Annotated in this window: 18 protein-coding genes and 2 tRNA genes; 10 read left to right on the top strand and 10 right to left on the bottom strand. The window is 53.6% G+C overall.

From position 1 onward, the window contains the following. Positions 1–34: 34 nt before the first annotated feature. Positions 35–874, top strand: a complete 840-nt coding sequence (locus FAZ30_RS10120; protein WP_124642797.1) for a PhzF family phenazine biosynthesis protein — start codon at positions 35–37, stop codon at positions 872–874. Between the two features lie 51 nt (positions 875–925). Next, a complete protein-coding gene (yaaA, locus tag FAZ30_RS10115) occupies positions 926–1699 on the top strand; it encodes a peroxide stress protein YaaA (RefSeq protein WP_124642798.1) in 774 nt (257 codons plus the stop codon). Positions 1700–1724: 25 nt separating this feature from the next. Here the strand turns inward: yaaA and FAZ30_RS10110 are convergent, their stop codons facing one another. From FAZ30_RS10110 to FAZ30_RS10085, 6 genes are all read right to left on the bottom strand, one after another. After that, positions 1725–2720: a 2-hydroxyacid dehydrogenase gene (locus FAZ30_RS10110; protein WP_124642800.1), complete on the bottom strand. Its 996-nt coding sequence runs from the start codon at positions 2718–2720 to the stop codon at positions 1725–1727. 187 nt (positions 2721–2907) lie between these two features. After that, positions 2908–2984 (bottom strand) — tRNA-Met (locus FAZ30_RS10105). Positions 2985–3381: 397 nt separating this feature from the next. Beyond that, positions 3382–4002 (bottom strand): VC0807 family protein, encoded by a 621-nt coding sequence (locus tag FAZ30_RS10100; protein WP_124642802.1) that lies wholly within the window; start codon positions 4000–4002, stop codon positions 3382–3384. 158 nt (positions 4003–4160) lie between these two features. Next, complete coding sequence (locus FAZ30_RS10095; RefSeq protein WP_059286504.1) at positions 4161–4346, bottom strand: hypothetical protein; 186 nt, start codon at positions 4344–4346, stop codon at positions 4161–4163. Positions 4347–4578: 232 nt separating this feature from the next. After that, a complete protein-coding gene (metG, locus tag FAZ30_RS10090; RefSeq protein WP_124642804.1) occupies positions 4579–6639 on the bottom strand; it encodes a methionine--tRNA ligase in 2061 nt (686 codons plus the stop codon). 144 nt (positions 6640–6783) lie between these two features. Further along, on the bottom strand, positions 6784–8043 hold the full coding sequence (locus FAZ30_RS10085; protein ID WP_124642806.1) for an MFS transporter: 1260 nt from the start codon (positions 8041–8043) through the stop codon (positions 6784–6786). A gap of 369 nt (positions 8044–8412) precedes the next feature. Here FAZ30_RS10085 and apbC point away from each other — a divergent pair, with 369 nt between their 5' ends. The 4 genes from apbC to FAZ30_RS10065 are packed head-to-tail and all read left to right on the top strand — an operon-like array spanning position 8413 to position 11016. Further along, positions 8413–9504 carry an iron-sulfur cluster carrier protein ApbC gene (gene apbC / locus FAZ30_RS10080; RefSeq protein ID WP_370449626.1) on the top strand — a complete coding sequence of 364 codons (1092 nt, stop codon included), beginning with the start codon at positions 8413–8415 and terminating at the stop codon, positions 9502–9504. 7 nt (positions 9505–9511) lie between these two features. Next, positions 9512–10291, top strand: coding sequence for a glutamate racemase (gene murI / locus FAZ30_RS10075; RefSeq protein WP_124642809.1), 780 nt, complete (start codon positions 9512–9514; stop codon positions 10289–10291). Positions 10292–10294: 3 nt separating this feature from the next. Continuing rightward, complete coding sequence (locus FAZ30_RS10070; protein WP_124642811.1) at positions 10295–10747, top strand: ribonuclease domain-containing protein; 453 nt, start codon at positions 10295–10297, stop codon at positions 10745–10747. Then, positions 10738–11016, top strand: coding sequence for a barstar family protein (locus FAZ30_RS10065; RefSeq protein ID WP_124642813.1), 279 nt, complete (start codon positions 10738–10740; stop codon positions 11014–11016). Before FAZ30_RS10070 ends, FAZ30_RS10065 begins: the two co-directional genes overlap by 10 nt. Before the next feature lie 176 nt (positions 11017–11192). Here the strand turns inward: FAZ30_RS10065 and FAZ30_RS10060 are convergent, their stop codons facing one another. Further along, a complete protein-coding gene (locus FAZ30_RS10060; RefSeq protein WP_124642815.1) occupies positions 11193–12344 on the bottom strand; it encodes a pyridoxal phosphate-dependent aminotransferase in 1152 nt (383 codons plus the stop codon). 241 nt (positions 12345–12585) lie between these two features. On the opposite strand from FAZ30_RS10060, the gene FAZ30_RS10055 reads away from it, so the two are divergent. Both FAZ30_RS10055 and FAZ30_RS10050 read left to right on the top strand, forming a co-directional pair. Beyond that, a tRNA-Ser gene (locus FAZ30_RS10055) sits at positions 12586–12675 on the top strand. A gap of 149 nt (positions 12676–12824) precedes the next feature. Next, a complete protein-coding gene (locus FAZ30_RS10050) occupies positions 12825–14576 on the top strand; it encodes a site-specific integrase (RefSeq protein ID WP_137009358.1) in 1752 nt (583 codons plus the stop codon). A 236-nt stretch (positions 14577–14812) separates the two neighbouring features. On the opposite strand, the gene FAZ30_RS10045 is transcribed toward FAZ30_RS10050, so the two are convergent. The 3 genes from FAZ30_RS10045 to FAZ30_RS10035 all read right to left on the bottom strand — a co-directional run bounded on the left by FAZ30_RS10045 (position 14813) and on the right by FAZ30_RS10035 (position 21283). Next, positions 14813–17290, bottom strand: a complete 2478-nt coding sequence (locus FAZ30_RS10045; RefSeq protein WP_137009357.1) for a type I restriction enzyme HsdR N-terminal domain-containing protein — start codon at positions 17288–17290, stop codon at positions 14813–14815. A gap of 323 nt (positions 17291–17613) precedes the next feature. Beyond that, positions 17614–18243, bottom strand: coding sequence for a hypothetical protein (locus FAZ30_RS10040; protein WP_137009356.1), 630 nt, complete (start codon positions 18241–18243; stop codon positions 17614–17616). 1732 nt (positions 18244–19975) lie between these two features. After that, positions 19976–21283: a DUF6119 family protein gene (locus tag FAZ30_RS10035; protein WP_168190823.1), complete on the bottom strand. Its 1308-nt coding sequence runs from the start codon at positions 21281–21283 to the stop codon at positions 19976–19978. Positions 21284–21521: 238 nt separating this feature from the next. Here FAZ30_RS10035 and FAZ30_RS21005 point away from each other — a divergent pair, with 238 nt between their 5' ends. Both FAZ30_RS21005 and FAZ30_RS10025 read left to right on the top strand, forming a co-directional pair. Further along, positions 21522–21710 carry a transposase gene (locus tag FAZ30_RS21005; RefSeq protein WP_137010208.1) on the top strand — a complete coding sequence of 63 codons (189 nt, stop codon included), beginning with the start codon at positions 21522–21524 and terminating at the stop codon, positions 21708–21710. Between the two features lie 1269 nt (positions 21711–22979). Then, the gene (locus FAZ30_RS10025; RefSeq protein ID WP_168190822.1) at positions 22980–24002 is read left to right on the top strand and encodes a porin; all 1023 of its coding nucleotides are present in this window, start codon (positions 22980–22982) and stop codon (positions 24000–24002) included. Positions 24003–24067: the final 65 nt, after the last annotated feature.

The following is a 24067-nucleotide window of genomic DNA, read 5'->3' as shown; positions in this document are numbered from 1 at the left end:
TCTGACGTGCCATTCTACCCGGCAGGAGCCTGTGATGAATATTCTGAAGATTGCCGCATTTTCCGATGGCGACAACGGTGGCAACCCGGCCGGTGTTGTGATCCAGCCCAGCTTGCCCAGTGACAGTGAAATGCAAAGGATTGCCGCCGAGCTAGGCTTCTCGGAAACCGTATTTGCCATGCCGCAGGGCGAGGGCTGGCGCGTACGCTATTTTTCACCGGAAGCAGAAGTCCCGTTTTGCGGCCATGCCACCATTGCCCTGGGTGCGGCGCTGGCCATGCAATACGGTAATGGGGATTTCCCCCTGCAACTGAATCAGGCCAACATCAGCGTCAGTGGCCAATTCCAGGCAGACCAGCTCAGTGCCGCCCTGCAGTCACCACCGACACGCAGTGCGCCGGCACCGGCAGCATTGCTGCAAGAGGCACTCACCTTATTTGGGCTAAGCCCCGACCAACTCTCTCCAGAGCTGCCCCCGGCCCTGATCCATGCCGGAGCCGAGCACCTGCTACTGGCCTTGCAAGAGCGCGCCACCCTGTCCGCCATGCGCTATTCGCTGGAAGCAGGCCGCGACTTGATGCGCCGTGCCGGGCTCACCACCATCCTGCTGCTGTGGGCAGAAGACCGGCAACGCTTTCACAGCCGTAATGCCTTCGCTGCGGGCGGTGTCTATGAAGACCCGGCCACCGGCGCCGCCACGGCAGCTCTAGCCGGTTATCTGCGCGATATTGGCTGGGAGCATGGCGGCCATATCGAAGTAGTACAGGGTGAAGACATGGGCCAGCGTTCTTGCTTGCAGGCCATGATCCCGGCTGAAAAAGGCAGCTCAATCCGCGTATCCGGCACCGCCAGACTCATGGAGCCGGCGCGCTAGGCGGCCGGCTCCGCTACAATCCCACCCTACCCCGCTGCAAGGATTCGCCTCATGTTGATGGTACTCTCCCCGGCCAAAACGCTGGACTACACCACGCCACCGCACACCACGCGCTACAGTCAGCCCGACTTTCTGGCCGACAGCCAGCAACTGATCACGGTGCTGCGCGAAAAAAGCCCGGCAGATATTGCCCGCCTGATGAGCATCAGCGACGCGCTGGCCACACTGAATGTGGGCCGCTATCACGACTGGACTCCCGATTTCACGCCTGGCAATGCCAAGCAGGCCGTACTGGCCTTCATGGGTGATGTTTACGAGGGGCTGGATGCAGCCAGCCTGAACGAAACGCAATTGGACTATTTGCAAAACCACCTGCGCGTCCTCTCCGGGCTATATGGCCTGCTGCGGCCGCTGGACCTGATGCAAGCCTATCGGCTGGAGATGGGAACACGGCTGGCCAATCCGCGCGGTGCCAACTTGTATGCATTCTGGGGAGAACGCATTACCCAGGCGCTGAATCAGCTGCTGGATGCAAAAGACAACCCGACACTGGTCAACCTGGCTTCCGACGAATATTTCAAATCGGTCAAACCGGCCCAATTGCATGGCCGGCTGATTACCCCGGTATTCCAGGACTTCAAAAACGGCCAGTACAAGATCATCAGCTTCTACGCCAAACAGGCGCGTGGCCTGATGGCGCGCTGGGCCGCCCTGCATGCAGTAGACACCCCAGAAGCACTGCAGGACTTCAATCTGGGCGGCTACCGGTTTGATACAGCCGAATCAGACAGCCAGCGCTGGGTATTCCGCCGCCAGCTTGCCTGAACCCGGCCTAGCAGCCACCAGACCCTCAGCTTCCCACCTTGTTGGCCAGCGCCAGCCCCTGCTCGAATGCCGTGGCGTTGGCCAGCGTGGTTTCCGCGATATTGTCCAGCGCCTCGCGAGTGAGAAAGCCCTGGTGCGCAGTGACCAGCACATTGGGGAAGGTCAGCAAGCGCGCCAGCTGGTCATCCTGCAGGCCGACTTCAGAGTGGTTTTCAAAAAACACCCCCTCCTCCATCTCATACACATCCAGCCCAACCCCGGCCAGCCGGCCATCCTTCAAGGCAGCAATCAAGGCCGTGGTTTCCACCAGCGCACCACGGCTGGTATTGATCAACACCGCACCGCTTTTCATGCCGGCCAGCGCATCGGCATTGATCATGTGCTGGGTTTGCGGCGTCAGCGGCAAATGCAGGCTGACCACATCGCACTCCTGCAGCAAACGCGCCATCGACACATATTCAAAACCAAGCTGCTGGTCCAGCCCGGCCTGGGGATAGACATCAAAAGCCAGCACCCGCATGCCAAAGCCCTTGGCAATGGCAATGGTTGCCTGACCGATGCGCCCGGTGCCCACCACACCGATAGTCTTGCGATACAGGTCGAAACCCACCAGACCATCCAGTGAAAAATCCATTTCGCGCACCCGCACATAGGATTTGTGGATGCGACGCACCACGGCCAATAGCAAGGCAAAGGCATGCTCAGCCACCGCGTGCGGCGAATAGGCCGGCACCCGCGTAACCACGATGCCGTGCTGCTGACACGCCGCCAGATCCACTCCATTGAAGCCAGCACAGCGTAAGGTAATCAAACGCACGCCTCGCTGCGCCAGGCGGGCAATGACCTCGGCATCCAGCCGGTCATTGACAAAGGGGCAGACCGCATCGACGTCATGCACCAGCTCCAGCGTGTCCTGATTGAGTCGGGGTTCGAAATAGCTCAACTGATGGCCAAACTGCTGATTGGCGAGATCCAGGCTTTGCCGGTCGTAGTTTTTGGTATCGAAAACAGCGATGCGCATGGTGGTTGTCGCCTGAAAGTGGGAGGACTTTCAGTATAACGCGGGCACAACACAGCCCCGAGGCATGAATGCAGCAGCGCAGCTGCCCGCGATATTGGCATCACCATAGACAGCGCGACAATGCAAAAACCCCGTCAAGCATCGCTTGATTGGGGTTTTTACTACCGTGCAGCAAGCTGCAGGGAATTGGTTGCGGGAGCAGGATTCGAACCTACGACCTTCGGGTTATGAGCCCGACGAGCTACCAGACTGCTCCATCCCGCGTCAGTGTTCTGTCGCTGTCTTCTGCGCTGTTTCTTCAGAAGAGGAGTGCATAGTACCTGCCATCATGGGCAGCGTCAATACTTTCTTAAAATAAATTTAATATGCTGCCGGAATCATTTGTAAAACTTATTAACATTTAGCCGCTTGCCTGACACATCTCCTCAATACCGCTGGCCTAAAGTAGGACCTGTGTTACCGCCAGTCACTTCTGCCCCATGAGTGGCTGGCCGCTTGCGGCACACCCCGTCGACTTCCCCGAGAGGCGAACGTGTTGCAGACAGGTAGCCAGTGCAGTTTGAATCGTACTGCGCCAGCTCAGGCGAAGTGCAGCGCGTATTCTCCTAAGTGTTCATCACGGAAATTTTGGGCCGCCTGTTGGCGGCCCCTTTTTTTGTCCTCAGAATGGCAATGCGCTACCCAGGCTGCGCAAACGCTGCCGCCCAAGCCAGGTCAGCCCAATCAGCAAGGCCATGATGGCATAGCTGACAAAGGGCGAAAGCAACAGAAAGCGCTCTACCGACAGCTGCGAGATCATGGCGGCACGAATCACGGCTTCCAGTGTCAGCCCCCAGCCCCACAAACCGGTCATGCGGCGGATTGCCTGACGAAAGGCCGGCTCTTGCCAGCGCCGGATAAAACGCGCTTTCCCATCTGCTGACTCGCGCGCAAGCATGGCAAGTGCCAGATGGTAAACCAGCGGCCTCCCCATCAGCAGCGACAGCAGGAAAACCACGCCAAACAAGCCCGACAGCAAGGATTCCCGCATCAGCAATACGCGCGGACTTCCCCCCAGCAACATGACCAGCAGTGACAATACGATACCGCCAACAACCAGCAAACTAAGGGTGTCTACCCGGCGAAAACGCAGCAACTCGACCACACTCCAGACAATGGGAGGGAGCGAGGAAGCCATCAGCGCGGTGGTTTCTCCCCACTGCGGCAGCGCCCAGCGGTAGCACAGCCACGGCAGCAGGAAATTGCAGACCAATTCAGGCAGCAGTTTGAAAAAACGGGACATGAGCAAGTGGAAGGGGAAAAAATCGATGATAGGGCAGAAACCATGCCTGCTACCAGCCAACTGCAGCATGACAGGAGGCCCACAAAGCAAAACCCCGCCGGCGGCGGGGTTTTGTTGTCTGTGTACTGACCGGCTTGTGCGGTCAGCAGGTACTGCAATTATGCGGCGGCGTGGATAAAACCGTTGGCCGGATAAAAGGCGCTGGCAAGACCCAGCACGGATTGGAAAGTGACTTCGAACATCTTGCCAACCTGGCGAATGCTGACGACGGTGTAGTGGACGATATCGCCACTGTCTTTATGCTCAAGAACGGTATAACCCGGTTGCAATTGAGAGATTTTCATTTAGGTATTTCCTTATTTTTTTTATCATTGCGACAAAATTTTTAGTTTGATCTAAAGGTTTAACACGTTATTGACAAATTAGCCAACAATAAAGTTCCGTATCGCACTGATGAAGCACTGTAACAGTGGCAAATGACACATTCGTGACGATTTTCCGGCAAAAATGCTACAAAAAACAAAGCCCTGCCGATACGGGATCGGCAGGGCTTTGAGCTGGGTATTGGTGTAGGGCTTAACCGATACGCATGCCAGGTGCAGCGCCCTGGTCCACATCCAGCAGGAACAGACCGCTATTGTCGTCAGCACCAGAGGCGCAGACGATCATGCCTTGCGACACGCCAAAGCGCATCTTGCGCTCGGCCAGATTGGCCACCACCACCACATTGCGCCCTACCAGTTTTTCCGGCTCCTGATAGGCAGAGCGGATGCCGGAGAAGATATTGCGCTGTTCAAAACCCAGATCCACGGTGAACTGTAGCAACTTGTCCGAACCTTCCACGAAATTGCAGGCCAGTACCTTGCCGATACGCAGGTCTATTTTGGCAAAGTCGTCGATCTTGATGGTGTCGGCCAGCGGTTCGTGGGCGGCAGCCGCCGGGGTGTTGGCAGTAGCTTGCATATTCTGTTTGTTCGCTTCGATCAGTTTGTCGATCAGCACCGGGTCGATGCGCTGCATCAGGTGCTGATAGGTGTTGATGGTCTTGCCCAAGAGCAGGCTGTCGGCATCGGCCCAGGTCAGCGGCGCCACGCCAAGGAAGGATTCCACGTCTTTGGCCAGCTTGGGCAGTACCGGCTTCAGGTAAATGGTGAGCAGGCGGAAGGCATTGAGCAGCACGGTGCAGACTTCCTGCAAACGCGCATCCTGCCCTTCCTGCTTGGCCAGTTCCCACGGCTTGTTGGCATCGACATAGGCGTTGACTTCATCGGCCAGCGCCATCACGTCGCGCAGGGCCTTGGCGTATTCGCGTGCTTCAAACGCAGCGGCCAGCTCGGCGGCGGCGGCCTGCAGCTTGTGCAGGATGGCAGTGTCGGCCACGCTGTCGGCCAGCTTGCCGGCAAAGCGCTTGCTGATGAAACCGGCAGAGCGGCTGGCGATGTTGATGTACTTGCCTACCAGATCAGAATTGACGCGGGCAACGAAGTCATTGAGGTTGAGGTCGATGTCTTCGATGCGGCCGTTCAACTTGGCGGCCATGTAATAGCGCATCCATTCCGGATTCAGGCCGCACTCCAGGTAGCTCTTGGCCTGGATGAAGGTGCCGCGCGACTTGGACATCTTCTGCCCGTCCACGGTGAGGAAGCCGTGGGCAAACACGCCGGTGGGCACACGCAGGCCGGAGTACTGCAGCATGGCCGGCCAGAACAGGGCGTGGAAATACAGGATGTCCTTGCCGATGAAGTGGTACATCTCGGCATCCGAGCCCGGCTTGAACCAGGCATCAAAGTCGATGCCCTTGCTGTCGCACAGGTTCTTGAAGCTGGCCATGTAGCCAATCGGCGCGTCCAGCCAGACATAGAAGTACTTGCCCGGTGCATCTGGAATCTCAAAGCCGAAATACGGTGCATCACGGCTGATGTCCCAATCCTGCAGGCCGCCTTCGATCCACTCGTTCATCTTGTTGAGCGATTCCGGCTGCAGATGCGGCTGGCTCACGCCATCGGCACGGGTGGTGCTGCCGCTGGTCCAGCCTTTGAGGAAGTCGGCACACTCGCCCAGACGGAAGAAATAGTGCTCGGAGGTTTTCAGCACCGGCTTGGCACCGGACACGGCCGAGTAGGGGTTCTTCAGTTCGGTCGGGTTATAAGTGGCACCGCACACTTCACAGTTGTCACCGTACTGGTCTTTGGCCGCGCACTTGGGGCATTCGCCCTTGACGAAGCGGTCCGGCAGGAACATCTGCTTTTCCGGATCGAACAGCTGCTCGATGGTGCGGCTGGAAATCTTGTCATCGGCGCGCAGGGCTTTGTACACCTGCTCGGCAAAGGCCTTGTTTTCCGGGCTGTTGGTACTGTAGTAGTTGTCGTGACCGATCAGGAAACCCTGCGAATCGGCCAGATGCAGTTCGCGCACGGCATCCACCAGCTGAGTGGGGGTGATGCCCTGCTTTTCGGCGGCCAGCATGATGGGCGCACCGTGGGTGTCGTCGGCGCACACGTAATAGCACTCGTGGCCGCGCATTTTCTGGAAGCGTACCCAGACGTCGGTCTGGATCTGTTCCAGCATATGGCCCAGATGCAGCCCCGCGTTGGCGTAAGGCAGTGCGCTGGTCACCAGAATCTTGCGTTTGCTCATTGGGTGTTCCTGAAGGTAAGCGATCTCAAGCGGACGATTATAGAGCCGGATGCCGCTGCCGGTCACGGCGCAGATCGGCAAAAACCCGGCGGACCGCGGCAAAGGCGGGCCAACCGGGCTGATTGGGGGAAACGTCGCGGAAAATCAGCTGTTCTGGGTTTGCAGTTCCGGCGGCAGATAATCTGCCGGTGCAGCGCGCTCGGCCATGGCCTGCGGCACGGTACTGCGTGCCAGCTGGACAAACAGCAGCGCCGTGAGCACCGAGCACGCGGCAAAGCCGGCCATGCCGCCCAGCATGTAGGCCAGACGGAAGATTTCGATGCCCAAGGCGTAGCCGGCCATCGACAGCATGCTCATGGAAGCCGATACCGTGCCCTTGGCCACCGGGGAAGACATCAGGGCAAAGCGGTACAGCACACCAAAACTGAGGCCTTCGCCAAAGCTCATCAAACTCATGCCGGCCACCATCAGCCATACCGGCTCTGCGGCAAACAGCACGCCAGCCAGCATCAATAGCAGGCCACTGACGATGGGCCCCATGCCAACAAACACCGAACGACCCAGCGGCCAGCGGTCGGCCAGCAACACCAGCGCGAAATTACCGGCGATCAGGCCACCAAACACCGGCAGCTGCATCATGCCGTATTGCAGGGTGCTCATGCCCAGGTCCTGCACCAGCAGCACTGGCGACAAGGCAATCCAGCCCATCAAGGGCAAAGCCAGCAAGGGAATGCACAGGGCAGACAGCACAAAGCGGCGTTGGCTGAACAGGCGCAGGTAATCGCGGCCCATTTGCGACAGCGGCAGCTTGTCATGACTGGGCTTGACGGTTTCCGGCATCTTCCAGATCAGGCCCAGCAGCGCGATAAAGGACATGGCGGCAATCACCAGGAAGCAGCTGCGCCACGGGGCGATTTCCACCAGCGCGGCACCAGCCAGCGGGCCAACCAGCGGCGCAATCAGCGCCACATTGGCCATCAGCGCCGTTACCTTGACCGCTGCGGTTTCTTCAAAAGCCTCTTGCACGGCGGCATAGCCCACGGCATTGATAAAGCACAGCCCCATGCCCTGCAACACACGCAGGGCAATAAAGCTTTCGATGGAATGCACCAGATAACTGGCCAGGCAGGCCAGGACGAAATACGCCACGCCAAACAGCAGCACCGGGCGACGGCCGATACGGTCCGACAGCGGGCCGGTCAGCCAGGGCAGCACGGCTCCGCCGATCAGAAAAGCGGTCATCGAGGTGGGAACCCACGAGGTATTCACCATGAATTCACGGGTAACCTGCAGCATGGCGGGCTGCACCATGTCATTGGCGATATAAACGGCAAATTCGAACAAGACCAGCGCGAGGGGAAACAGCAGATTGGCCGGACTGAGAGAAACATGTTTGGACTGCAATGCAACAACCTTTCTTGATGACAAAGAGCAAAGCCATGGCCTGACAGGGCCGAGCCGGTGCCGGACGACACGCGAAATACGTACCGTGGCGTGAAAAAAAAGGGGCTAATTCTACGCTTATCAAGCGCTTACGGCAAAATCTTTCGAGATGAAGCAATCAATAACAGCCAGCGACCGGCCACCAAGCGATGGCCATAGCCACTCGGGCAAGGCGGGAGTAACATGCCAGCTGGCGCAACGGGAGCAACGCACCCGTGCTAAAACATAGTAAAATTGTCGGGTATTCCACCCATCCCTATTGCCCCCATGCTCTCCAAACTGACCAAGCTGTTCGGTGCCAAACCGGACGCAGATAGCGCAGCCGACACCATGACCCTGACCGATGCCCAAGTACTGGAGGCCGTTGCCGGCCTGCTCGATGCCAATACCGGCAAACCCTATGTTGCCGCCAAGGCGGTAAAGAACATCAGGATCAGTGCCGAGCAACTGGCACTGGACGTGGTACTTGCCTACCCGGCGGCCAGCCAGTTTGCGCTGGTACGCAGCCAGTTCGAAACCGCCCTGCAAACCATTGCAGCAGGCCGTACGCTGCAGGTCACGGTGCGCAGCCAGATCACCAGCCATGCCGCACAGCGCGGCGTGCCGCTACTGCCCGGGGTCAAGAATGTCATCGCCGTGGCCTCCGGCAAGGGTGGCGTGGGCAAATCCACCACCGCCGTGAATCTGGCCCTGGCGCTGCAAGCCGAAGGCGCACGCGTGGGGATTCTGGATGCCGACATCTACGGCCCCTCGCAGCCGCTGATGCTGGGCCTGCAAGGCCAGCGCCCGGAAACGCCGGATGGCAAAAGCCTGCAGCCCATCGTCAATTACGGCATCCAGACCATGTCCATCGGTTATCTGGTGGATGCCGACCAGGCCATGGTGTGGCGCGGCCCGATGGTGAGCCAAGCGCTGCAGCAATTGCTCAACGACACCCGCTGGGACAATCTGGATTACTTGGTCATCGACATGCCGCCGGGTACCGGCGACATCCAGCTGACGCTGTCGCAAAAAGTGCCGGTTACCGGCGCGCTGATCGTCACCACCCCGCAGGACATCGCCCTGCTGGATGCGCGCAAGGGCGTCACCATGTTCCAGAAAGTAGGCGTGCCGATCCTGGGCATGGTGGAAAACATGGCCATTCACATCTGCAGCAACTGCGGCCACGCCGAACACATCTTTGGTGAGGGCGGTGCCGCGCGCATGGCTGCCGACTTTGGTGTGGAAGTGCTGGGCTCGCTGCCGCTGGACATGGGCATTCGCCTGGCGGTGGATGAAGGCAAGCCGACGGTTGCGGCCGACCCCGATGGAGCCATCGCCACCCTGTACAAGGACATTGCGCGCAAGCTGGCAGTCAAGGTGGGTGAAAAGGCGCAGGACTTCTCCGGCAAGTTTCCCAAGATCGTCATCCAGAACAACTAAGCACAGCATGATTGCGATGTTCGACTCCGGCCTGGGCGGGCTATCCATCTGGCGCGCCGTGCAAACAGCGCTGCCTGCCTGGCCGATTACCTATCTGGCTGATCAGGCCTACTGCCCCTATGGCGGCCGCAGCAAGACCGAAATCATCGAGCGCAGCCTGAAAATCGGCCACTACCTGCACCAGCAGGGGGCCAGCCTGCTGGTGGTGGCCTGCAACACCGCCACCACGGCAGCCGTGGCGGCACTGCGCCAGCAGCTGCCCATTCCCATCGTCGGGGTCGAGCCGGCGATCAAGCCGGCAGCGGCAGCCAGCCGCACCGGCCGCATTGCCGTACTGGCCACCGCGGCTACGCTGGCCAGCGAGCGGGTACAGGCACTGCTGGACAAACATGCCGGCGAGGTAGAAGTCCTGCGCCGGCCGGGGCTGGGCTGGGTGGAACAGGTGGAAGCAGGCCAACTGGACAGCACCCTCACCCGCCGCCGCGTGGCTGAGGTTGTCCGCCCGCTCTTGCAGGAAAACATCGACCACATCGCGCTGGGCTGTACCCATTACCCCTTCCTGTCACCGCTGATTCGCGAACTCACCGGCGACAGCATCGCCCTGTACGACCCGGCCGAGGCCATCGCCCGCCGTGTCGATTCGCTGTTGCAACTGCACGGCAGTGACAGCGTCGGTGATCATTGCTACCGTTTCATCACCACAGCGGAAGACCCGCACGCGATGGCAACCATGCTGCCGCTGCTGATCGGCCATGGCTACGCTGTCGAATCCCTGAACCTGGAGTAAATCATGTTGCTACGCCGTGCCATCCCGAGCCTGCTGCTCAGCGCCCTGCTCGCCCCTGCCGCCTGGGCCTTGCCGCAATGCGCCAGCGTTGCCAGCAGTGTCAATCAGCAAGCCGGCAACCGGCTGGACGCACGGGAACTGACCACCGTGCTGCAAACACTGGGACAAAGCGGCAGGCTGCCGGATCAATTCCTCACCAAGCGCCAGGCGCAACAGGCTGGCTGGCAACCCGGCCGCAGCCTGTGGGCCGTTCCCGGACTGCAAGGCAAGTCGATAGGCGGCGACCGCTTTGGCAATTATGAAAAGCAGCTGCCCAAGGGGCAGTGGCAGGAAGCCGATCTGAACTATAAAGGAGGCAAGCGCGGTGCCTATCGACTGGTGTTTTCGCGCGCCGGCCAGCGTTTTGTCTCTCTCGACCATTACCAGCGCTTTATCGAGGTGCCAGCATGTCAGTAAGCATTTGCGAACTTCATCACATCACTTCGCTGGAACAGTTCTATGACGAGCTGACCCGCCAGCTGCATCTGCCTGCGCATTTCGGCCGCAATCTGGATGCGCTGTACGACAGCCTGAGTGCAGATGTCAGCGGCCCCTTCGAAATCATCTGGCGCGATACCGAACAGTCCCGCCAGCAACTGGGTGCCGACCTCTACGCCACCCTGCTGGAAATCCTGCAATCGGTAGCGGAAGAACGCGGCGATGTCACCCTGGATATTCATCACTGACATCACCTGCACCATGCAAAAGGCTGCCACAAAGGCAGCCTTTTTCACGTCTGACACACGCAGCGCCAAGAGCGGCGAACAAACCCTCGCACAGTATCTGGGCCAAGGCGCACGGATGCCGACAGAACACCCAGTACGGCAATCAAGGTGCCCTCAGAAGAAGCTTTGCCGGCGGTCTAAGCCAAGCTAGCAATACGCGCCACCGCCTCAGTCAGTCGCTCAATACTGGTGGTATAAGCTACCCGCACATGCTGTGCGGCACGATAACAGCCAAAATCCGCCCCTGGCGTAATGGCGACATTCACCTCCTCCAGTAGCCGTGCGCAGTAGGCGAAGCTGTCATCGGTAACGTCACTCACATCCGCATACAGATAGAAAGCCCCCTCCGGCTGCACTGGCAGCTTCCAGCCCAGCGACGGCAATGCCTGCAACAGGAAATCGCACCGCCGGCCAAATTCGGCACGACGCTGCTCCAGCTCCGCAATCACCTGCGGCTGAAAAGCCGCCAGTGCCGCATGCTGCGCCATCGTCGGCGGACACAGAAACAGGTTCTGCGCCAGCCGCAGCGCCGGTTCGACATAAGCATCCGGCACCACCAGCCAGCCCAGCCGCCAGCCGGTCATCTGGAAATACTTGGAAAAACTGTTGATCACGAACACATCCGGGTCCACCGCCAACGCCGTGGCTGCATCACAGCCATAGGTCAGACCATGATAAATCTCGTCCACGATCAGGCTGCCACCATGGCGCTTGCAGCTGGCGCTCAGGGCGGCCAGTTCTGCCGCCGTCAACAAGGTGCCAGTCGGATTGGCCGGGCTGGCCACCATCGCCGCCACCGTGCGCTCGGCCCAGGCCTCATCCACATCCCCGGCCAGCAACTGGTAACGGGATTCCGGTCCCACGGCAAGACAGACCGGCTCACCACCCAGCAGGCTGACAAAATGCCTGTTGCACGGATAAGTCGGATCCGCCATCAGCACCTGGTCGCCCTGGTCCACCAGCAAGGACAAGGCAATCTGCAGCGCACCTGACGCACCCGGCGTCACGATGATGCGGCGCGCATCCACCTCCACGCCATAACGCTGCAGATAAAATGCCGCAATCGCCTCACGCAAGGCGGGCAAGCCCTGCGCGGCAGTATAAAAAGTATGGCCCTCGCTCAATGCTTGCCGGCCAGCCTCGACAATGGCTGCCGGCGTGGCAAAGTCCGGCTCGCCCACTTCCAGATGAATCACATCCCTGCCCGCCGCCTGCAAGGCCCGGGCCCGCTCCAGAATGGCCATCACCTGAAACGGCGCAATGTCATTCAGTCTTGTTGATAGTCGCACCACAATCCCCTGTTATGTCGCCAGCGGCAGCACCCGGCACGCGATGGCGGTTGTGCCCAGTGTAACAAGCCCGCCACGCCCCCTCCAGCACAGCCCTTCACCAGCCGGCACAGTGATACTCGCCAGCCAATCCGCAGCTCAAGCCGGACCCGGTGGCATCACTGTCAAAAACAATGCGCAGCCAAGCGATCAAGCTATTGACAGCCGGCCCGACTAACCATAGAATTCGTCGCTCTGAGTCGGAGAGGTGGCAGAGTGGTCGAATGTACCTGACTCGAAATCAGGCGTACGTGCGAGCGTACCGAGGGTTCGAATCCCTCCCTCTCCGCCAGACCCATCTAAAGTGTTGATTTTGCAGTAAATTCAGGCATAGCAAGGCTTTTTAGCCCCTGAGTTCTACACAACACTCCTACACATTGGCGGTAATGAGTTCAGTTTTCTTCCTGGTTCCCTATACTCTGGATCGGAACTCAATGAACCATGCCAATGTTACCCACCGGCCTGCAACGCCACCCCCAATCCGGCACCTACTATCTTCGTCGTCGCATCCCGACTGACGTTCTTGTTTGCTATCCCGGCAAAAAAGAAATCACGTTTTCACTACGCACCAAGGACTACCGCACGGCCGTCGAGCGCCATCGTGCCGAAGAAGCCCGTCTGACGACCGAATGGGAAGACAAGCGACAGCGGCAGGCGGAGCGTTACGCGCGTACGCAACTCGCCGCTATCACTCACATCGACGCACTCACCCCCGAAGCAATCGACGCCATCTGCCTGCATGCCGAGGCTGCCAGCCTGGCTGGAGACGAAGCACGCCGCGAAAACGGCCACTACACGCTTGACGAAATCGAGGAATACCAGACCGGCTATACCGAGGCCAACCGCATCCTCAAGGGTGCAGTAGCCATTGGTGACTACGAACTGCTGCGTGGCCCTCTGGAACAATTCCTGCGGCTGTACCGCTACCAGCTCAAAGCCACTGAACCCGAAATGCGCCGCCTGGCACTGGCCTATGGCCGCATGGCCATCCGCACCAACGAGAAACTGCTCAGCCGCTATGACGGCAAGGAAGTGCCGACGCCGGTGATGGCGCAACGGCTGGAAACGCCGATGCTGTCAGAAGTCACCCAAAGCTATCTGGCCTACTACCAGAAACTGGACAAGGTGGCGATGCTACGCAAGGTGACGGCAGTGATGCCGCTGCTGGTCGACATCATCGGGGACAAGCCCATCGGCCTGCTCAAGCAAACCGACCTGGAGGCTTACTTCGAAGCCGTGCAAACTCTGCCACCGCGCTGGAAAGACATTTGCCGTCAGGAAAAACTGCGCCCACTGGAACTGGCCAAGCAGCAGCGCGGCGAGATGAGCAAGGGGACCTTCGACGGCACCTACCTCGCCGTGATGACGCCGTTCATCAAATACTGCCGCCGCAAGTGGCAGGACCACGGCTGGCCGATGACGCTCACCACCGAAGGGGTGCAATACCTCGGCTCCCGCCGCGACCCTGAGGGTGGGCAGCGGGCATTTGAATCGGCAGAGCTGAAACGCCTGTTTGAAGGGCCGGAAATGGCACGTTTCGCCCAACGGCCAGCCATGGCCCACAAATACTGGCTTCCGCATCTGGGTCTATTTACCGGCGCACGGGTAAATGAGCTATGTCAGCTGAACCCGCAGGTCGATATCACCCAAGATGCGCAGACCGGCATCTGGTATATGGACATCACAGACGAATCCGAAGGTGACGCCCGCATCGACAAATCGGTCAAAACCGGTGGCTCCAAGCGCAAGCTGCCCATCCATCCCAAGCTGATTGAGCTGGGCTTCCTCGACTATGTGGCGGCAGCCAAGAAACGTGGTGATACCTTGCTGTTCCAGGCCTTCCCGACCGCTGCTGGCCGCGCCTCGCCCAAGGCAATGAAATGGTTCACCGAATTCCTGCAGGAAATCGGGCTACGCGACGAAACCCCGAATGCCCGTATTGTCGGCATGCACGCCTTCCGCTCCACCTTCCTGCACCGGGCGATGGTGCTGGGCGTGGTCAGTGCGGAAACCATCACCGGCCATGCCAGCAATATCACCAGCATCGAAACCATTCAGAACAGACAGGTGAATCAGGAAGCGTCAGCAGTGGTGAAGAAATACCGGGGTGAACTGCCGATCGACAAGAAACTGGAAATCCTGTCGCGCATCACCTTCCCGGAGGTGGAGTTCATTCGGGCGGATAAGCAATAAGAGCTACGTCACAAAAAAATGGGAAGTACTCCGGTTTAGAAGTCTTCCCAGCTCTATCCGCAAAATCCTGACACTCATTCTCCTTCTCTGTGCGACTAATACATGATTTTATTGTTCAGACTAAATATCAATAACATGTACCATAACTATTCACCAAGAAGCTCACAGAAGTATTGATAACAATCACGCGCCACCGAATAAACATACGATAAACGTAAATTATAACCAATAAAGAATTACCGACGTCTTGACGACTTCCCTTTCCCCGAAGCGAAGTTAGTCCTATTTCCACTAATGAAACTTTGGACGCTGTCAAAAGTTGGCTCGCCTGCATCCGCGAGAGATTTCCAATTAAAATATGGTACAAAAATAGCTGACGCATCCCACATGTGAGACAAGTAATCTCTAAAATTTGTTGTCCGCAAAAATCTATGCTTAATATCAAACGATTCGATATTAAGCCCACATCTTTTAGCCACTTCAGCATCAAAAATTGGCGTATCAAAAACCATCGCATCAAGATATGCAAAAGTACCAGACCAACGAATTAGATGATACGCCCCAATAGTTGTTACACGAAACGCATCTGTGAAATCTTCTATATGTTCGACACCTGCATTTTCTTCGAAAGTTATACGCTGAGTTGTTTCAATCAATTTTTTATTAGTCATTCTTATCAATGCATTTTCAGTCTGCTCAATTGAAAATCCGTGAGATTGCATTTCCTGCTGTATTCTTTTAACAGTTACAAAACCTTCTCTATTTCGATGAGATGAATCATAATTCAAATATGCCAAAATTAGTGAGCACAAAAAGTGCTCTCTTGCATCAGGAAATCTAACATCAAAAATATTCATCGCCCAAGATGAGTGAGAATCATAATGCGAATAATCACCAAGCAAGGCTGCCTTAGAGAATTCATGAACTGGTATTAAATAATCCCCAGAGGAACCAAATAGTTCAATAATCTTATCACTATCCACATTTGGACTACCCGTGAATTTTGTAACAAAATCAATCATTGATCTTACATTACCACCAGTTATATTAGATAAAAACTCTGCAACAGCCGGATTTTTTCTTAAAGCATAGAGCAGTGCTTTAAGAAAAGTAGAAACTCCTTCTAGATTAAGGCTGACACTTGAAATAGACTCAATTGGCAACCTACCCTCTGCCACATTAAGTGCAAAAATCAATCTTTTTTCCAAGACCATTTCAGGCCTGGGTGGCATGATGTAAAAAACTTTATTCGGATATGCAGAAAGTGCGCCTGCCCGCTTAGATTGGTGAAAAGTATTCGGCCTTACAGACAAGAAGACAATAGCTCCCCAATGCTCTGCAACGCCTTGTGAAACTATAAATGCTCGCTGTTGAATCTCCAGCTCTCTTTGGTCAACATTATCAAAGATAACAATAATCTGCTTGCTAGTTGACTTTTGAATATGTTTAACAACCAGTCCCAAATGTTCCTCGCTGCTTTCCAACTTGCCACTAAGATAGTCAAGCAACTTCTCTTCATACAAGGCTGGATTTGACTCCGCCAATCTCCCATACAGACCAGTTCTAAACCTCTTGATATCATTACCATAAACCGAGTATATAAACTTCTCTGAATTTATATCAATTTCATACTTTTCATACAATTGTCGCTCAACTTCACTTCTGACATAACTCTCTAATCCACCATGCAAAAATGCATTAACTCCCAAGTCCAAATAAATATAGATTGACTTTTTAAACTCTTCTTCCGCCTCAACGAGCATCAGATTTTTTATAAATGAAGTTTTACCAACGCCGACATCACCCAATAAGATAATTGGCCTTCTGGACAGGCTTTCTGCCAATATCTCTGATGAAGCACTTTTATCTTTTGACTTAACAGGAACAACAACAGGCGCTTCTTCACTAGGATGAAATAATGCGGCGTATCTAGTTTTTAATAGATTCTTGCTCACCAATGCATCTTGAGCCAATGGCCCACTATCACAATAGCATTCGCGATAAAAGCGCTGTTCGAGATCATCTGTTCGGGCAACATCCTCCAACAAAAGCTCGGCAATCATACGCAAGCTACTTTGCGATTCATTTTGATATCTGAAGGAAGGATGATTAGGAAGCCTTGTTGAAATTTTCTCAGGAATGCCTGCAATTCCATTTGCATCTAAATATGAAAGCAATTTATTAGATGCTGTAGCCAATGGAGACAATAAATTAAAAATAGTGGAGAATTCACTACGCATTTGTGAAAATCCATCTATTACAAAAGCACGTCCTTCCAAGGGAGGCTTTCCATCCGTCCGAGTTGCTACAAAAGAAATTAATTGAGGACCATTACAAATAGCAGCATACCTTACTCCACGGCGTGCACAATAACCTTGAACCTGCTCAATAGCAGCTTTCGCCTCCTGGCCAAGATCCATTAATTGGCGGATAGGAACAATCATTTCACCCCGTTTTCTTACTGGGATGTCAAAAACAACAGCATCTCGCTTTGCTTCTAAAATAATAGCAATAGGGCAACCCAATTCATAATCGCTACGCTCCCCACTCAAATATCTTTCAAGATCAATATCTGACTTATCCCAACCTAAACACTGCGTGAGAAATGAATCAATAAAGTGAAAACGTGTTTCAGCCTCATTTTTGACACCCAACTCATTATAGTCACTAGTAATTTTAACTAAATTTCTAGATGCCGTTTCGTAATCAATCATTGAATTGATCCCAAAATAATCAGGCCTAAACATAATTTTTGTTCAAGCTCAATGAATAAAATTAGTACTTATCGAAAAATTTTCTCACTACCATACATGCAATCCTAAATGCATATAAGAGATGATTCAAGGATACATCTCTTGCTTTGCAGTAGATCAAGTTCACTGTTGTATCTACCCCGAAAGTTACCTCGGCATCAACTACATCACAAACAACACTACCTGCCGCTGGTGATAACACTGAGCCAAAGCTTACAGCAGCTTTTTGGTTTATCTTCTGCGTATCTGTAGATACCTCGAGAGAGCAGGCAGACACCTGTAAGTTATCCCAACGCCAGCCGCTCTCCATGACTTATCTTTTGCACAAAAAACAGGTGCGGCAGTGGGCCATCGTATCCGCGCTGTAGCGCCGCCTCGCATAGTGCCCATGACTGGGTTCGTACGCCATGAAAGCCAGGCTGCCTGGCGATGCGTTCCAGTGTTTCCGTTATCGCGGCTTTGTTTTTCCGATTCGCCTGCATCGCGAGTAGAGTATGCAGTTCTTCCATTTCCTGTTTTGACCGTCGCCATGTCCACGCAGCCCTGCCTCGGCTGGGTTGGCGTACCAGCTCATACCCAAGCCAATTCAAGTACGGTTTATCTCCGACATCCTGCAAGGTTTCCTGCTCCAGTCCTTCCCCATCCGTTGCCAGCAGTAGCCACTCCACTTTTTCTGCAGCCAGGGGCCAATACATGACCAACACGGCATTAGCTAAGCCCTTTCCCTTACGCGTCAGTCGCTGGGCTGGAGAGCAGCCAATCCCGTACAGAGCATGAAACTTCCTCGCCAAGGCTTCGGCTTTGCTCGCGGCAACAGTGCCGTGCGTGTAGCGGTGATAGCCTTTCGGAACGCTGTCCACGATGCGGACCAGTGCTGCGGTTTTGTTGCGTGCGATGGGTGTTGAAGCAGACATACAAGTTTTCTCATTCAAGTGGCGATGCACTGTATAGCGAAGAAAACCTATGTCCTTGCAATGTGATTCGGTAGCTGCGACCTGCACGTAATGATGTTCCAAGATTTTCAGAGCATTTCGCTATACACCATCAGGAACGTTGTGTTTCAGGGCAGGCAGCCAGGTGAAGATCTGGCCGGCTCGCATGCACGGTGTTCTGCGTTATGCCCCTTTACCCTGGTGAGGAGGCAAAACGCAGGACGCCAACCTGCAAACACACACATGTCGAAAGACACGCGAAAAGCTGCCAACTTTTCGTACACCGCCTTAGCTGCATGCCGGGTAACGCTGGCTGGTGCGGCTGAAACGGGCGCTAGTGGCAGACATGCCATGTTCGACCCGATCCTCCTACGAGGTTGGGCGACACGGAAACGGGAGCTGCGGTAACGCAGACCAACCCTGCTGATTGTGAACCGGTGAAAATCCGGACTTCGGGGCGTTTGAAAATGAACGGCGTGACGAAGACTGTGCGTGCAGGCTGCTGATGCGTCAGAAATGGCGTAGGTGTACCGGGGTAAAAATACACAGGGGGGCATCACCTTCTGTCCTGGGTACATGGCACCATCGTAATGGATGGGTCGCTGGATAGCTTAAGCATGTAAATAGGGGTGAGAGTCCCCTTTATCGCAGTGAGAAACCTTGGGTACGCCCTTGTATGGGGTGATTCATTGATGACGAGTGAGGGCGGGTAAGTTGCGGCTATGGAACATCGCGCGACAGAAACTGGGCAACTGGGTAAGCGTATGCGATGCCTTCACTTTGAAATGACGTATTCCTGAATCGTGGTTTCGACACAATCAGCTAACGTGGGAATCTCTGACGGCCATTTGACCGGGTTGGCACCCGGGACGGCGCAAGAGAGGGAGCGGCGGAGAGTAGAGTTTGAGCAAATCTCGAGACCTAATCAGTCAAGGGAGGCGTGAACCAGATGAACGGTACTCGAAAACTGCCAGCGGTGGAAAATGTGTGTGCCCCTTCGGGGGAAGGGCTTGGCGGCCCATTGCAGTGATGTGCCGTGTTCTCTGCTTGGCGGCAGGAGACACGATAACTGGTCTTGGCGGATCAGTGAGCGGGATAAGGTAATGTTGATGAGGAAATTGTTCTCTCTCCAGACCGGGCATCATGCTCGATGCCCGGTCTTTCTTGTCTGTTGGCGTATGCCGGTCAGTATCACGCCAGATCCAATCTTCCATATGTCAGCATGTACCATCTTGAGTTAGTGACCCCGTAGAGCGGGTCAGACCAGAGTGACTGGTTATTGGTCTGGAAATTAATGAGTACTTGGGCGGAAGGGGCTTGCTCATGCCGCCATTCTACCGGATGGTCGCAAGCCCTGATTTGTGGAACAAGTCCCGCATCAGTTAATGTATTTAGTTATGGAAAAATTATTTAACCTTATTCACATGCTGTGATATGTAAACTTTAGGCTTCAAACCCAAGCCGGCTATGCATTTCTTCCATGACTCGACAGCCAAAAGAAATGGAAGAGAGTTAAATTCAGTTAGCTTAGCAATAGGTTTGTCAAATACGAACCATAGCGCAGCTGTTTTGACGGAGTATGTACATTCAGCTGCATTCTTCTGAATCACAGTGGATGCTGCAATTGATTGGGCAATATTATATATTAAGTCAATTTTATCATTAGATATTTTGACTGATATAATTTCTTCATTTTTATATAAGTCAGCAATTTCTACAGAGTACTTTCTCCCCCCTTTAAAATTGATTCAACTTTTACTGTAATTCTATCTAGCAATACATAGCCATTTGTTAATGATTGCATTTCATTGAAATAGAATTCTCTATATGTCAACATATCAAACTCAACATCATTTCCAGCAGCTGCTTCTGCTTCAGCCTCAACAATTATTTTTTCTTTTTCTTCTTTCCACTCTAAATATTTTTCTTCGTCAAGATCATCCATTTGTTCATGCTCGATGCTTTCAATGGAATATTTCAAGTAGTCAATAAATCGTTGATTAAAATAATACCAATCACCATTTTTTAATAGATAATGATCTTTCAGCCTGCAATCTATTAACTCTTTTAAATCCTTGGTGAAATCAAACTCTGACCTGAATTTTATTTTCACGGTGTTTATATCATCTATTGCAGAGTTTTTTGTTAAATATTCAGAAATTTGATCAATTGCTATACTACCGCCTAAATCATGCCGATTTTCCATTGGCCCATTTCCAACCCTTGTGAATATAGTACAATCGTAAATTTCAGATCTGAAATTAATATGAGTCCCGTAAGAAGTGAACTCCTCAAGAACTATTTCTGCGTTATCGTTTTTTATTAACTCAAGTAGCTCTTCATCAAGAGATTTAATGATTGATGCATCTTTTACCTCTTCAAGTTTTGGCAGTTGTATTAACTCCTCACCAGCAAGCGCACTCTCAATTTTATCAAAAAGTTCAGCAATATCCTCAATGCGACGCTCACTATCAATTTGAATAGAATCTGCTAGAATTATATTCTTCTTCCCCCATTCATTTTCATCAGCAGCTTTAATTTTTATGTGATCGACTGACTCCCCTGGCTCATAATTGTTGGGTACAAAATTTGTGTACGATGCAATATCATTTCTCTTACTTCCAGCAAAATAGCGACTTTTCTTAAGCAATGTCGTTTTCTCATCACCAATTCTCGTTGCAAAATTAATTCCAAAATCTTTCAATATGAACTTATTTAGATAAAAATGCGACTTCCCCAGACTGATTACGTATATATTTTCTGGTTTTATCTGGCTTACTCCAATAAGTAACGCAAAGTAAAACTTATTTTTAGGCTCAGCAATGCCATCATTAAAGTATTCTTCATATGCTTTCCACCACCATATTAGATTTTCTGCAACATTTTCTGAAAAATAAAATGTAATAGTGTAATCACTTACGACTTTAGTTTTTTGTTCTTTCAATCCAACACTGTCCATTTTTTCTTTTAAAGGCTCTAAATTTGGGGGGGGAAGTTTGTATATGTTGTAAGTGGTACTCATGGCATTTCCCATTCAAAAATAAAAATATATATAAATAATTATATGCATAATAAATTGATTTGTCATGCAGCATGGCTTTATTGCACGCATCAGACCTTACGGCCATCCGGTTGAATGACGGCATGTGCCCCCTCCCAAGTACCAAATCACAAACAGGCAGGCCTACAAGCAGTCCCTCAAGCAACCAGGCAGCTACTTCTAGGGATCGACAAAGTCATGAACTGACAGACTACCGCCACTGGTTAACGAGGGGTGGCAACCAACTTTTTCCGATGCCGCCATCACGTTCGGTCTCACCATCAAATGTCTATACGGCCTTGCTTTAAGCCAAGCCACAGGTATGATTGAGAGCAACTTGCACCTGGCTGTACTTGACTGGGCTGTCCCAGTCTTTAGCATACGTTCCCGCCGCAAGAAGGACCTATAGGTACGTATTCAGCGAAAGAAGAAGTAGGATTGCCGGCATCTGCTGGCGGATACGCCACGAAAACATAGTCATAGCAGGACAGATCCATACGATGTCCCTTGAACTCGTCCAACCTGGACATTCATTACGCATAGAGCTGAAACATCCTTTCAGCGACCCAATACTGGTCAAGATCCGTTCCAATCATCACTAGCACTCGAAAGATGCTGTCGGCGTAGAGCCGGACTCAATTCGATTTGCCCTCCTCATGGCGTAGACGTAATAGAAGCGTTAGCGTAGCCAAGCTATCCAATCTGGTTTGCCGCTCCAGTGCGCCCAACGGGGCCTTACAATCAGTCAATACATCAACTACAATTGCAAAATCAGTACTACACAAAGGCTCTCCTCTACGTGTGTAGAAGTACTGAAAAGCGCCAGGAAAACAGAGGGTTATGCGATAAATTTCGGAATCCCTCCCTCCCTCTCCGCCAGACCAAACAGCTAAGCCCTTGAGAAATCAAGGGCTTTTTTATTGCCTGCGATATATCCCACGCGACAGGCACCCCCATCCGGCCCGCTTGGGTAACCCACGGCATCGGCCATGGCCTGCTCATGCAGATCCATCGCCACCAAATGCATGACCAGCCCGCCAGATCAGACTATTCCAGTCGCACCTGCACGCCACGCAATTTTATTGCGCAAGACTGCCATAAATCTTGCCGGACATTCCAGCCAACGGGACAGCACCCTAGCGGAGCAAGGTTGCACCGCCATGCTGCATATACACCTGACAGCGGCACCTGATTGCTTGTTTTGACCAACCTGGCCGCACCAGAATGGTCTAAACACTCGATTTCTCCCCCAACCATCCCAGAGAATTCCACACCAAGCTGCCGTTCTGGACAGCCTGATCCAGGCCTGCACCTGCCTAGCCTCAATGTGCACTTGCAGCATAACGCCTCAAAAATCGCAAATTGAGACAGAAAATGCTAATACGTTGCACTTTGCCAACATGGTTATTTAATGCTGCCAAATGATGATTCATGCAATTTTCTAGTGATAAATACTTAGCCACGCCGATTTATCACTCAAATTTAATGTAGTTTAATTACTACACAAGAACCCATCAAAATGTAGCGATTCGGCTACATAGAATACGTTTGACCGCCAAGAACACAGAAATTAACAATGTCCGTGCTTTCAACAGCGCCAGGAACCGCCAAGAAACTCAGCGGAAATCTGTCGCCAAAAGTAGCAAAACAACAAGACGAGACAATTGGAGAAGACAAAATGCAAAGCAAGTATATTGCGCTGGCCGTGATGGCGGCCTGCGCCGGTTATGCCCATGCCGAAGACTCTGGCGTCACCATCTCCGGCTTTGTCCGTGCCGGCGTGCTGCAGTACAACGGTGCGGCCAACAATGCCTGGGGCTACACCACGAATCCGGCGGCGGTGTCCACCACCAATGTGGCCGGTCGTGGCCAGATCAACTTCAATGGTGAAGAAAATCTGGGCAATGGCCTGAGCGCCATCTTCCAGGTGAATAACCGGTTCTCGCCTACCGGCAGCGGTTACGACGAAATGGGCAAGCAGGCCAATACCTTTGCCAGCGATGACAGCTTTGTCGGCCTAAAGGGCAGCTTCGGTATGATTCGCGCCGGCAAAGGCACCGGTAACGTGGAAGACGGCAAATTCGATTACAGCGTCTGGGCAGGCCCGGACAACCACCTGGGCTGGTACGGTGGCGTGACCGGCAACAATATGGTGCGCTACGACCTGCCGGGTAATCTGGGTGGCTTCTACGGCGGGGTGCAATTCTCCACCGATGAAAACAAAACCAGCACCAGCAGCGGTACCAACCGTTATTCAGTATTGGCCGGCTTCAGTGGCAGCAACTGGACGGTTTCTGCCAACTATGGCGCATCCAGCAACACCACCAACAGCAATGCCACCAACATCAACCAGCTGGGCAGCAACCGTCAGCTGCACCTGACTGCCAACTACAAGCCCATCGATGCGCTGGAACTGGCCGTGGAATATCAGCGTAACAAGCTGGCGGATGACAGTGTGATCAACGCCACCTCGCTGTACGCTTACTACACCATCGGCAATACCCAACTGGGTCTGCAAACCGGGGTACGCAAGGACAATTCGCCGCAACTGGTGTCCGGCACTGAAAAATACGTCAACCTGCTGCTGCACTACAGCCTGAGCAAGCACACCATGGCTTATGTCGAACTGTCTCACGACAAGCCGCAAGCTGGTGGCAGTGCCCGCAATGGCGAGCTGATTGGCCTGTCCAAGAGCTTCTAAGCCTTTTCGAAAGTCAGTGATATCCTTCTCAAGCCTGCTTATGCAGGCTTTTTTTATGTCCTGCA

Origin of the sequence: Aquitalea aquatilis (assembly GCF_005155025.1) — a bacterium.
GTDB lineage: Bacteria > Pseudomonadota > Gammaproteobacteria > Burkholderiales > Chromobacteriaceae > Aquitalea > Aquitalea aquatilis.
Note: the sequence above shows the minus strand (reverse complement) of the source record. Positions and strands in the feature narration are given on the sequence as shown.